The 12539-nt window shown below is 70.1% G+C and carries 8 protein-coding genes; 5 read left to right on the forward strand and 3 right to left on the reverse strand.

Annotation, left to right across the window (positions count from 1 at the left end; all coding sequences use genetic code 11):
- Window positions 1–121 precede the first annotated feature (121 nt).
- The 4 genes from ACTWQO_RS29280 to ACTWQO_RS29295 all read left to right on the forward strand — a co-directional run bounded on the left by ACTWQO_RS29280 (window position 122) and on the right by ACTWQO_RS29295 (window position 8401).
- Window positions 122–2320: a tetratricopeptide repeat protein gene (locus tag ACTWQO_RS29280; protein ID WP_443240362.1), complete on the forward strand. Its 2199-nt coding sequence runs from the start codon at window positions 122–124 to the stop codon at window positions 2318–2320.
- 841 nt (window positions 2321–3161) lie between these two features.
- Entirely contained in the window at window positions 3162–4838 is a 1677-nt protein-coding gene (locus ACTWQO_RS29285; protein WP_443240363.1) for a hypothetical protein, read from the forward strand.
- Between the two features lie 99 nt (window positions 4839–4937).
- The gene (locus ACTWQO_RS29290; protein WP_443240364.1) at window positions 4938–6767 is read left to right on the forward strand and encodes a flavin-containing monooxygenase; all 1830 of its coding nucleotides are present in this window, start codon (window positions 4938–4940) and stop codon (window positions 6765–6767) included.
- Window positions 6764–8401 carry a hypothetical protein gene (locus tag ACTWQO_RS29295; protein ID WP_443240365.1) on the forward strand — a complete coding sequence of 546 codons (1638 nt, stop codon included), beginning with the start codon at window positions 6764–6766 and terminating at the stop codon, window positions 8399–8401. The genes ACTWQO_RS29290 and ACTWQO_RS29295 overlap by 4 nt, the downstream gene beginning before the upstream one ends.
- Window positions 8402–8413: 12 nt before the next feature.
- Here ACTWQO_RS29295 and ACTWQO_RS29300 read toward each other — a convergent pair whose 3' ends face one another.
- The 3 genes from ACTWQO_RS29300 to ACTWQO_RS29310 form a co-directional block, all read right to left on the reverse strand.
- Window positions 8414–8629 (reverse strand): DUF4177 domain-containing protein, encoded by a 216-nt coding sequence (locus ACTWQO_RS29300; protein WP_443240366.1) that lies wholly within the window; start codon window positions 8627–8629, stop codon window positions 8414–8416.
- Window positions 8630–8786: 157 nt separating this feature from the next.
- Complete coding sequence (locus ACTWQO_RS29305) at window positions 8787–11024, reverse strand: heavy metal translocating P-type ATPase (protein WP_443240367.1); 2238 nt, start codon at window positions 11022–11024, stop codon at window positions 8787–8789.
- A 12-nt stretch (window positions 11025–11036) separates the two neighbouring features.
- Window positions 11037–11351 carry a DUF1490 family protein gene (locus ACTWQO_RS29310; protein WP_328349855.1) on the reverse strand — a complete coding sequence of 105 codons (315 nt, stop codon included), beginning with the start codon at window positions 11349–11351 and terminating at the stop codon, window positions 11037–11039.
- A 252-nt stretch (window positions 11352–11603) separates the two neighbouring features.
- Here ACTWQO_RS29310 and ACTWQO_RS29315 point away from each other — a divergent pair, with 252 nt between their 5' ends.
- Window positions 11604–12539: a metal ABC transporter solute-binding protein, Zn/Mn family gene (locus ACTWQO_RS29315; protein WP_443240368.1), complete on the forward strand. Its 936-nt coding sequence runs from the start codon at window positions 11604–11606 to the stop codon at window positions 12537–12539.

Consider the following 12539-nt stretch of genomic DNA (forward strand, 5'->3'; position numbering starts at 1 on the left):
CGCTGCCCGCGTGATCACGCTGCTCACCATTCCTTCGTCCGGCCGGCGATTGCATGGTGTTTCTCAGGGAAAGCAGGCTTCGAGTGCAGGAAGTTCCTGTGCTGGGGAGTTGGGGTCGCCGATGTGGGGGCGTAGGCGCCGCGTGCGGGGCGAGGAGTCCGGTTCGGATGCGGGTGCACTGTGCGAGCGGGCACGTGTCGCTGCCGGCGAGGGGGCGCTGGACCTGGCGATCGAGTTGCTGGGGCGGGCGGCCCTGCTGCGCCCCGGGCAGGGGGCGATCCACAGGGAGCTCGGGTCGGTCTTCCAGCGTGCCGGGCGCATTGAGGCCGCGCGTTGTGCCTATGGCCGGGCCGTCGAGTTGGATGCGAGCGATGGTGCGGCCCGGCAGGCGCTCCGGGCGCTGCCGCCGCTGCCCCCACGGCGGGTCAATTTCGCCGTCGGTCAGCGACTGGAGGGCAGCCGGGCGTCGAACACCGGCGACATCAACCGCTACGTCGTGGAGGCCGTGCGCAGCGGGGGATTCGGAGTCGTCTACATCGTCCGGGACACCGACGAGGAGGTGTACGCCGTCAAGTCGTTCGACGCCCGCCTGCTGTGGAGCGACGACGACCGCGTGCGTTTCCTGCGAGAAGGCGCCACCTGGGTCAGCCTCGATGAGCATCCGCATATCGTCACCGCCTTGTGGGCGGAGACCATCGAGGGCTTTCCCTGCTTGGTGATGGAATACGTCGACGGCGGCGATCTCGGCGATCGCCTGGACACGGGACCGCTCAGCCCGCGCCAGGCCATCCGGTTCAGCCTGCACCTGTGCGACGGCATGGCCCATGCCTGGCACCAACTGGGCCTGGTCCACCGGGATCTCAAGCCGTCCAACTGCATGGTGACTGACGACGGCATCTTGAAGGTCACCGACTTCGGGCTCGCCCACACGCTGCGCACGGCGCGGGAGGCGACGCTGGGGCTGACCGCCGCCCCGGCCTCTGCCCGTGCCATCTACACCACCGTCGCCGGAACGCCGGCTTACATGGCGCCCGAGCAGTTCAGACCCGGCGCCGAACTCGGCGCGTGGACCGACGTCTACGCCTTCGGCGTGATGCTCTTCGAGATGCTGACCACCCAGCTTCCGCCACCGGGCGGGCAGGCACAGCGTCACATCGACCGCTCCCGGACAGCCCGGGCGATCCCGGCGCCGCTCACGAAGGTCATCCTCCGCTGTGTCGACCCGGACCCTGCTCGGCGTCCCGCATCCTTCGCCGAGGTACGCGAGTTGCTCGACCATGCGCACCAGCGGCTCATCGGCCGTCGTGCCTCCGCATCCCCGACCGCGCGTGGCACGGACGTCACCACGTGGCTCAACCGGAGCATCGCCTTTCGTGAACTGGAGCAGCCGGAGAAGGCCCTGGCAGCGGCGGAGTCCGGACTCGCCATGACGCCCAGCGGCGACGACGTCGAGGACAGCAAGCTCTGGCAGGTCCACGGGCTCGCGCTCGTCTCCCTCGGCCGGCGCGTGGACGCCCTCGCCTCCTACGACCGTGCCCTGGAACTGAACGCGAAAGAACCGAGCCTGTGGGCCAGCAAGGGCGGGGCACTGAGCGAACTCGGCCGCCACGAGGAGGCGCTGCCCTGTCTCGACCGCTGTCTGGAACTCGCACCGAACCTCGGCGCTGCCTGGCGGAACAAGGGGAACTCGCTGGGCAAAGTCGGCCACTACGAGGAGGCGGACGCGGCGTTCGAGCGGGCTGCCGAGCTACTTCCGAACAACGCCGAGCTCTTCTCCACCTGGTCCATGATCCTGACCCGGCAGCAGCGGTTCACCGAGGCCCTCGCACGTGCGGATCGGTCTTTGGAGATCGCGCCTCGCTGGTTCAACGGATGGCTCGCCCGCGGGCTCGCCCACAAGCAACTTGAGGAGTTCGGCGAAGCGCTCCACTGCTTCGATCGCGTGCTGGAAATCCGCCCCGACGACCGGGTTACGTGGTGGCACAAGTCCCGCACGTTGGCGGACCTGGGCCGCTACGAGGAGGCGGACGCAGCGTACCGGCACACTGCGACACTGTGGCCGGGCGACGCCAACCTGCTCAATAGCTGGGGCGTCATGCTTCGGGAGTGGGGCAGGTACCGCGAAGCACTGGAGCGTACGGACCAGGCCCTCGCAATCGAGCCGGAATCACCGTTGATCTGGGCGAACCGGGCGCGCGTACAGCACCACCTCGGACGCCACGAGGACGCCGTCACAGACTGCGAGCACGCACTTTCCCTCGCCCCGGAAGACCCGTACGCCCGCGAGATCCGCGACTGGCTGGCATCGCCCGAGAAATGAGAACGAGCAATCCGTTCGTGCGACCGGTCCGTGGGCAATGGGACGCATCGCCCTTCCTGATCGCCCGCGACTGACCGAGTGGCTGTGGTGCGGCACGTGGGGTGCGTGACTGCGCCGGGCCGGCCGCTGGCGGTCGGCGCCTCGGTCTGGGTCAGGAGCCCGCTCGGCGACGGCCGTCGGATCGGGCTCGGCCATGCCTCATGGCTGCGGCTGCCAGCGGCCCGGACGCGGTGCGCCTGCCGGGTTCGATCTGCTGGGCGAACGCCTGGAGCGCGGCCGAACTGTTGGGCGGGCGGTCCACTGGCGCGACGGCACCGTGGGATCCGCGTCTGGCAGGGTCACCCACATAGGGGCAGCGCCAACGGGCGAACGAATTTCCCGCAGTTGAGCGTGGCCGGGCGTACAGTGCTGGGCATGAGCCCTTGCCGCGGGAGCGGCAGATGTGGTTCCGGTTGACAAGCCCGAACCGGTAGTTCCCATAGTTCCAGCCTCGTCCTGACCTCCGGTGTTCGCAAGCGGGGGCGTCGCCCGGTGAAAGGATCGCGGCTCACGCGAAATGGCGGTTGAATTGGGAAACATTCCGGTTGAATTGCGGAAGAAATAGGCTGGCCTGCTGGGCCACGGCGGGCGATCCGGCGCTCGGCGCCGGCCCGTAGCGGAAGCCCGCACTGCTTGCTGGACCGGGTGCTGCCGCACATCGATGCCGAGGGCGAGAGCGAACGGATAGTGCCCTGAGGCAGCCACCAATGGGTGGATGCAGCGTTCCTCGGGGTGGGTAGTCCCGGTGGTGGCGGGGTCGGCAGGTCGTGACCAGACTGATGGCGGACATGAGGAGAAGCCCATGGACTACTACGATCTCGGCACCCACTCCCGCCCCGTGACGACCTCGTCCGCCGAGGCCCAGCTGTGGTTCGACCGCGGCCTGGTGTGGACGTACGCCTTCCACCACGAGGAAGCCGTTCGCTGCTTCGAGGCCGCGGCAGCGGCGGACCCCGGCTGCGCCATGGCCCAGTGGGGCATCGCCTACGCGCTCGGCCCCAACTACAACAAGCCGTGGGAGGCCTTCGACGGCGACGACCTGGAACACACCGTCGACCGGACCCATGCCGCCGTGGAACTCGCCCATGAGAGGGCGGCCGGCACCACGCCCGTCGAGCGGGCCCTGATCCAGGCCCTGCGCGCCCGCTATCCGCAGGCCGAGGCGGTGGAGGACTGCTCGGTGTGGAACGCGCCCTACGCCGAGAGCATGCGCGCCGTCTATGACCTCGCCCCCGACGACCTGGACGTGGCCACGCTGTACGCGGACGCCCTCATGAACCTCACGCCCTGGCAGCTGTGGGACCTGCCCACCGGCGAGCCCGCCGAAGGTGCCCGCACGGTGGAGGCCAAGGCCGTCCTGGAACGCGCGCTGGCCACCGAGGAGGGAGCGCGCCACCCGGGTCTGCTGCACCTCTACATCCACCTGATGGAGATGTCCCCGGCTCCGGAGACCGCCCTTCCGGTCGCCGACCGGCTGCGCGACCTGGTGCCGGACGCGGGGCACCTGCAGCACATGCCCTCGCACCTCGACGTGCTGTGCGGCGACTACCGGCGCGTCGTGTCGGACAACACCCGTGCGATCGCCGCCGACGAGAAGTTCCGAGCCCGCTCCGGCGCGATGAACTTCTACACCCTGTACCGATCGCACAACTACCACTTCAAGATCTACGGTGCGATGTTCCTCGGGCGGTCCCAAACCGCACTTCAGACGGCCGCCGAACTCGAGGCCTCCATCCCCGAAGAACTGCTGCGGGTGCAGAGCCCGCCCATGGCCGACTGGCTGGAGGGCTTTCTGGCCATGCGGGTCCACGTCCTGATCCGCTTCGGCCGCTGGGCGGACATCCTCGAACTGCCCCTGCCCGCCGACCCGGAGCTCTACAGCGTGACCACCGCGATGCTGCACTACGCCCGCGGCGTGGCCCTCTCGGCGACCGGCCGCATCCCGGAGGCCGAGACCGAACGCGAGCTCTTCCACCGCGCGCTCGCCCAAGTCCCGCCCACCCGCATGCTGTTCAACAACACCTGTGCCGACATCCTCGCCGTCGCCTCGGCGATGCTGGACGGGGAACTGGAGTACCGCAAGGGCAACCACGACACCGCCTTCGCCGCCCTGGAACGGGCCATCGACCTGGACGACAACCTCCCGTACGACGAGCCCTGGGGATGGATGCAGCCCACCCGGCACGCCTACGGCGCCCTCCTCCTGGAACAGGGCCGCGTCGCGGAGGCCGAAGCGGTCTACCGCGCCGACCTGGGCCTGGACGGCTCCCTCCCGCGCGCCCTGCAGCACCCCGGCAACGTCTGGTCCCTGCACGGCTTCCACGAGTGCCTGCTCCGCCTCGGCAAGCTGGGGGAGGCCCGCATCGTCGCCCAGCAGCTGAAGCTGGCCGCCGCCATGACGGACGTCCCCGTCGAGGCGTCCTGCTTCTGCCGCCTGGAGCGGGACGCCAAGGACGACTGCTGCGCCCCGGAGCACTGACGGAGCGGGGGACCGCCTCATCGTCGCGGCGATCCCACCGTGGCCAAAATTTAAGGCAGTTGATTGACGTAATCAATGGCGGCCCGATTGACTGCGTTCATGACCTCCCCCCACGCCTCACCCGCCCCCGACGTGCCCGGCCTCGACCTCGAGTCGCTGCGCGCCCGCTACCGAGCAGAGCGGAACCGCAGAATCCGCCCCGACGGCGGCGGCCAGTACCAGCGGCTCGCCGGAGAGTTCGGCTACTACGCCGACGACCCGTACGCCGACCCGCTGCCGGGCCGCGAGCCGTTGACCGGCCGGGTCGAAGTCGCCATCGTCGGCGGCGGGTTCGGCGGACTGCTCGCCGGTGCCCGGCTGCGGCAGGCGGGCGTCGCATCGATCCGCGTGATCGAGAAGGGCGGCGACTTCGGCGGCACCTGGTACTGGAACCGGTACCCAGGCATCCACTGCGACATCGAGTCGTACATCTACATGCCGCTGCTGGAGGAGGTCGGCTACGTCCCGCAGTGGAAGTACGCCCCCGGCGAGGAGATCCGCCGCCACGCCCAGGCGATCGGGCGGACCTTCGACCTGTACCGCGACGCCTGCTTCCAGACCCAGGTCACCGAACTGCGCTACGACGAGGCCGAGTCGGAGTGGATCGTCACCACCGACCGGGGCGACCGGATGCGGGCACGCTTCGTCGTCACCGCCAGCGGCACCCTCAGCGAGCCCAAGCTGCCCGGAATCCCCGGCATCACCGACTTCAAGGGTCACACCTTCCACACCAGCCGCTGGGACTACGCGTACACCGGAGGGGACGCCGACGGAAACCTCCACCGGCTCGCCGACAAACGCGTCGGTCTGATCGGCACGGGCGCGACCGCGATCCAGTGCGTCCCACATCTGGGCGCTGACGCCCGGCAGTTGTACGTGTTCCAGCGCACGCCGTCCTCGGTCGACGTGCGCGGCAACCGCCCCACGGATCCCGACTGGGCCGAGTCGTTGACGCCGGGCTGGCAGCGGCGTCGTATGGAGAACTTCCTCACCCTGGTCACCGGCGGCCCGGCGGACGAGGACCTCGTCGACGACGGCTGGACCCACACCGCCCGGCTGCAGCAGAAGCTGATCCCCAGCGACAGCCACCGCCGGCAGCTGCCGCCCGCGGAGCGGGAACGGGCGTACGAGATCGCCGACTTCCAGAAGATGGACGAGATCCGCGCCCGCGTGGACGCCCTCGTCGACGACGCGGAGACGGCCGAGCTGCTCAAGCCCTGGTACCGCTACATGTGCAAGCGGCCCACCTTCAGCGACTCCTATCTGCAGACCTTCAACCGGCCGAACGTCACCCTCGTCGACACGGCCGACAGCCATGGCGTGGAGCGGATCACCGAGGGCGGGGTCGTCGTCGGAGGCCGGGAATACGAGGTCGACTGCATCATCTTCGCCACCGGCTTCGACGTCGGTGTCTCCGGCGTCTTCTCCGGACGGCTCCCCGTCCACGGCAGGACCGGTGTCACCCTGACCGAGGCATGGCGGCAGGGCCCCAAAACCCTGCACGGCTTCTACAGCCACGGTTTCCCGAACCTCTTCCAGCTGGGCCCGCTGCAGAACGCCAGCTCCGTCAACTTCGTCCATGTCCTCGACGAACAGGCCACCCACGTGGCCGCCGTGATCCGTGCCGCACGCGACCGGCAGGCGCTGCGGGTGGAGCCGAGCGCCGAGGCCGAGGCCGCATGGGTGGCGACGATCCGTCAGAAGGCGGCCGACCTCTACCGTTTCCAGGCCGAGTGCACCCCCGGCTACTACAACAACGAAGGCCGGCCCAGGGAGCGCAGCGAGTCGTACGGCGATGGACCGGTCGCCTTCCACGCCCTGCTGGGCAAGTGGCGTACGAACGGCGGCCTGAGCGAGGTCCTCGTCGACGGCGACGGCGACACGGCGTGACGTCGACACCGGCCGACCGGTACGGCACCGGGCGGCGCGGCCCCGGCCGCAGCAACCGCTGGGACATCGCCCGACTCAACCCGCCCAGCAGGCTGTGGGGTTCCAACGGCGTGGCCTTCGGTCCCGACGGGCGACTGTACGTCGCCCAGTTCCTGGCCGGCCAGATCAGCGCCGTGGATCCGGCGACCGCCGACATCGAGGTGATCGTCCCGATGGACGGTCCCGTGCAGTCGCCGGACGACCTCGCGTTCGGTGCGGACGGCTCGATGTACATCGCCGACCTCGTTCCCGGGAGGGTGTGGCGCCGTAGCCCGCAGGGCGACTACACGCTCGTGTCCGACCAGGTGCGGGTGCCCAACGGCATCACCTGCGTGGGGGACCGGCTCTTCGTCAACGAGATGAAGATGAACGGCCGGCTCCTGGAGCTCTTCCCCGACGGCCGCGATCCGGTGGTGCTCACCGAGGGGCTCGCGCTCGGCAACGCCATGCAACTCGGCCCGGACGGCTGCCTGTACTACCCGCACATGCTGACCGGCGAGGTGTGGCGCATCCCGGCCGACGGCGGGGCGCCCGAGCGGGTCGCGCGGGACGTCCACGAACCGGTCGCGGTCCGCTTCGACCGGGGCGGTGTCCTCACCGTTCTCTCCCGGGGCGAGGCCGGCATCGTGACCCGGATCGACCTGCATGGCTCCGGCGCCCGGTCGGTCCTCACCAGTGGCGTCGTGGGCCTCGACAACGCCGCCTTCGACGACGAGAACCGCATGTACGTCTCCAGCTTCGCCAGCGGAGGCGTCACCGAGATGCACCCCGACGGCCGCACCCGCGAGATCGTGCCGACCGGACTCGACGGCCCCTTCGGCCTCACGGTCGACCTCGGCGGCACCGTGTACGCGGCGGACCACTACCGCGTGGCCGCCCTGCCGCCCACCGGCGTCCGCGACGTCGGCGAGGTGCGCACGCACGGCCACCTCGAACTGACCCACGCAGTCACCGCGGACGACAGCCTGCTCCACACGACCTCGCAGTACGGCGAGATCAGAACCCACGACCCGGCGCAGGGCACAACGCGCGTGCGGGCGAAGGGACTTGACCGGCCGACGGGCATCACCACGACGCCGGACGGCCGGACAGTGGTCGCCGAGACGGGCGCCGGGCGGATCATGGCCCTGGACGCGGACGACACCCTCACCGTCCTCGCCGAAGGACTCGGCCACCCGGTCGACGTCGCGTTCGACGCAGAAGGCCGCTGCTACGTCAGCGACGACCAGCTCGGTGCGGTGCTCGTCATCGACGACACCGATGACGAGGCCGCGCCGTTCACGCTGGCCGACGGGCTCCAGTCCCCACAGGGACTGGCGGTCCTGGGTGAAGAGCTGTTCGTCGTGGAGACCGGCCGCCGGACGCTCACGGCGATCTCCCTCACCACGGGGGAGTGCCGGGTCGAGGCCGAGGACCTGCCGGTGGGCCTGCCCCCGGGTACGACCCGCACCCAACCGGCCCTCCTCACCCACCACATGCCCGGCACCCCCCGCTCCTTCGCCGGCCTCACCACCGCCCCGGACGGCACGCTGCTGCTCTCGGCCAACGGCGAGGGCACCGTGCTACGCCTGCGACGAGGGAGGCCTGCCACGTAGTACTACGTCACGTCAGGCGCGCGGCCGCTCCAGCGTCAGCAGCAACCCCTCCACCGCGCCAGGTCCTACGCGGCCCTTGACGTCGGCGGACGTGATGGCCTTGAGCGCCCAACCGTCCTCGGCGTGCTTGTTGAGGACCTTCTCCAGCTTGTCCCCGTCCAGTGCGTCGCCGATCAGCGACTCACGGAAGGTGACGACCTTGTACTCGTACGTATGAGGGCTGCTCATGGCTACGGGGCTCTCCTGTGCGTCGACCGGCGTGTCCGGGCCACCCAATCACCAGGTCGTAAGAACCGTCCAGGGGAGGTCAGTTACGCAGAGTCGATGGCAAGCCTCGTCGGGTTGCTCACACCAGGTTCACTCCAGGGCCCGCCTTCCGCCAGTGTCAGCGCACGCGCCGCTCCTCCAGCGGCGCGGCGCGCAGCCGTGCGGTGGCGTCGCTGGGCAGGTGGGGGGTGTGGCCCACCAGCCGGGCGGAGTTGGCGACCACGGCGATGCTGCTGGTGTTGTGGAGCAGGGCGGCCAGCACGGGGTTGATGGAGCCGCCGGCGCCCGCGATGAGGCCGGCGAGGTTCACGCCGATGGACAGGGTGTAGTTCTGCCGTACGACACGCAGGGTGTGCCGGCTGAGTTCCACGACGGCGGCGACATTGCGCAGGTCGTTTCCGGCCAGGGCGATGTCGGCGGTCTCCAGCGCGACGTGGGAGGAGTGGGCGCCCATGACGATGCCGACGTCGGCGAGCGCCAGCGCGGGGGCGTCGTTGGTGCCGTCGCCGACCATCGCCACGCTGTGTCCCTCTGCCTGGAGGTCGCGGATCAACTGGAGTTTGGCCTCGGGCAGCGCGTGGGCGTGGACCTCCGTGATGCCGAGGGCGTCGGCCACGGCCTGGGCGGTCTCGGGTGCGTCGCCGGTCAGCAGCGCGATGCGGGTGACCCCGAGGTCGGTGAGCTGACGGACGACGGTGTCGGCTCCGCCGCGTACGGCGTCGGACAGGCCGAGCATGCCGATCAGCCTGTCGTCGTGGGCGAGGCAGATGACGGTCTCGCCGGCGGTGCGCAGTCGGCTCGTCCAGTCCTGGGCGACGTCGGAGAGCTCCAGGCCGTGGCGGCGCAGCAGGGCGGGGCTGCCCACGAGCAGGCGGGTGCCGTCGAGTTCGGCGCGTACGCCCATCCCGAGCACGACCTCGCAGGCCTGGTGGATCGGGATGTGCAGGTGCTGTTCCTCGGTGCGCCGGACGATGGCCTCGGCCAGCGGGTGCCGGGCGTGCAGTTCTCCGGAGGCCGCCAGGCTCAGCACCTCGTCGGCGGTGACCGCCTCGTCGAGTGTGACCACGCTGGTGACCAGGGGACGGCCCAGCGTGAGGGTGCCGGTCTTGTCGAAGACCACGGCGGTGACGCGGCCGATCCCCTCCAGGTGGGTGCCGCCCTTGATGAGGGTGCCCCTGCGGGCGCCGTTGCCGATGGCCGCGCTGATCGCGGTCGGGGTGGCCAGGCCCGCGGCACAGGGGCAGGCGATCAGCAGCATCGTCATGGCCCGCCGGGCGTCGCGGGTCAGTACGTACGTGATCCCCGCGAGGGCGAACGAGACGGGCACGAAGCGGCGGGTGAAGGCGGCGGCGACGGTCTGGATCGGGGCCCGGTCGGCCTGTGCCTCCTCGACGCGGGTGATGATCCGCCCGACTACCGTGTCCTGCCCGACCGAGGTGGCCCGTACGGTGATCGAACCGGTGGAGACGAGGGTGCCCGCGTAGACCTCGCTGCCCGGCTGGACGTACACCGGAAGCGCCTCGCCGGTGATCGCCGCCTGGTCCACCAGCGCCTCGCCGGACTCGGCGGTGCCGTCGACGGGGATGCGGTGGTGTTCGTAGACCGCGACGACGTCCCCGGTCCTGACCTCCGTGAGGTCGACCTCCAGCTCCACGCCGTCGCGGACCAGCCAGACCCGCTCCTCGCCGATGGAGAGCAGTTCCTCGATGGCGCGCCGGGTCCGCCGCAGGGTGATGGCCTGCAGGAACTCACCGATGTTGAGCAGCCACAGCACCATGAGCGCGACCACGTTCTCGCGCAGGACCAGCGAGATCACGGTCGCTGTCGTCACCAGCAGGTCGGTACCCACGTGGCGTCTGCCGCCGAGGGTGCGTGCGGCGCCGCGGAAGAACGGCAGCCCGGTGAAGACAGTGACCGTACTGAGGAAGCCGGCCGAGCCCGCCGGCGTCCACGGGGGCCGGCCGAGCAGTCGCCGCAGTCCCAGCAGGGCGAGCACCGCACCACCGACGACCAGCCGCGCGACCTCCCCCGTGGAGGAGTCGGCCACGGACCGGCTGTCCCTGGCCGGCACCCCCGGCGGCGGCGCCTCGGCGAGGGCGGCGACGAGCCGGTCCACATCGACCAGCTCGGGCTGCACCCAGACGATCACGGCGCCGGTGCGCGGGAAGATGCGCAGCGCCCGGAAACCCGGCAGATCCGTGAACCGCTCATCGACGATCCCGGCACAGCCCGGCCGCGCGCGCAGCCAGGGAACCAGCAGCCGTACGCGGCCGGCGGCGGCGGACCGCACCACCACCCCGGAGCCGGAGACCGGACCGGGCACGGACACATCACCGGGTGCGGACGTGGCGGACATGACGACCGCCTCTCAGTGCTCGTGGTCGTGGGCGTGCCCCTCGACACCGACCGCCGAGGGCGGCGGCGCCTCCTCACCCAACTGCTCCCTGGCCTCCGCCAGCAGGTCTCCCGCCTTCAGACGAGCCTCCTCGGCGGCTTCCCCGAGCCGGCGTCCCGTCGTGATGCCACCGGCGATGCCGCTGACCAGTAGCCGGCGGGCCACGGGTTTCGCCTTGGGCGCGGCCTTGGCGGCTCCCCGCAGCACCAGTACGCCGGCGGTTCCGGACAGGGCGTAGTGCGTGATGCGGCCCACGACCACACCCGCGAAAGCGGCGGGATGCATCATGGCCTCCTTCCGCGGAGCCCGCGAAGCGGATTCATCCGTCTTCGTCGCGGTACGTCCATTCTCGTCCCGCAGTGGACATCGCGCATCAGCCGTACAGCGCCAGGCCGAGGCGACAGAGGGTCATTTCCCGGTAATGATTGTCATATGGAATGGCTGGAAGGCCTTCTTGACATCCGTTTCCATCTAGCGTGGCGCTGACGCCGGGACAGGTCGAGCTCGGCGGACGTCCCCCTGGTTGCGGAGGAATCATTCATGCCTGCGTCCTCATCCCGGCGCCTGGCGCCGCTCATCACCGGTGCCTCCCTGGTCCTCCTGGCTGGTTGCGGCAGCTCGTCCGATTCCGGCAGTGACACCGGGCAGAGTCCCGTTTCCGCGTCCGCCGTCGCCGTGGTGGCCTCGACGAATGTCTACGGCGACATCGTCAAGCAGATAGGCGGCGCGAAGGTCGACATCACCTCGATCATCAGCGACCCCGACCAGGACCCGCACTCCTACGAGGCCAACACGCAGAACCAGTTGGCGCTGTCCAAGGCGAAGGTCGTCGTCGAGAACGGCGGCGGTTACGACGACTTCATCGACCGCATGCTGAAGAGCAGCGACAACTCGTCCGCCGAAGTGATCAACGCCGTGAAGGTCTCCGGGAAGACCGCCCCGGCGGGCGGGGAACTCAACGAGCACGTCTGGTACGACTTCCCCACGACCGCCAAGCTCGCCGACCGCATCGCCGCGGCCCTGGCCAAGGCCGACCCCGACGACGCCGCCACCTTCACCAAGAACGCCGGCGCCTTCAAGGCCAAGCTGAAGCCGCTGGAGGCGAAGGAAGCGCAGATCAAGGCCGACCACGGCGGCGAGCCGATCGCCATCACCGAGCCGGTGCCGCTGTACCTGACCGAGGCGAGCGGCCTGGTGAACAAGACGCCCGAGGAGTTCAGCGAAGCCATCGAGGAAGGCGACGACGTCTCTCCGAGGACCCTGCAGGAGACGCTGGCACTGTTCACCGACAAGAAGGTCGAAGGGCTGGTCTACAACGATCAGACCTCCGGTCCGCAGACCGAGAAGGTCGAGCAGGCGGCCAAGACCGCCGGGATTCCCGTCGTCCCCGTCACCGAGACCCTGCCCGAAGGCAAGGACTACGTCGGCTGGATGACCGCCAACGTCGACGCGCTCGCGAGCGCGCTGGCCAAGTGA

It is taken from the genome of Streptomyces sp. 4N124 (assembly GCF_052245395.1).
GTDB lineage: Bacteria > Actinomycetota > Actinomycetes > Streptomycetales > Streptomycetaceae > Streptomyces.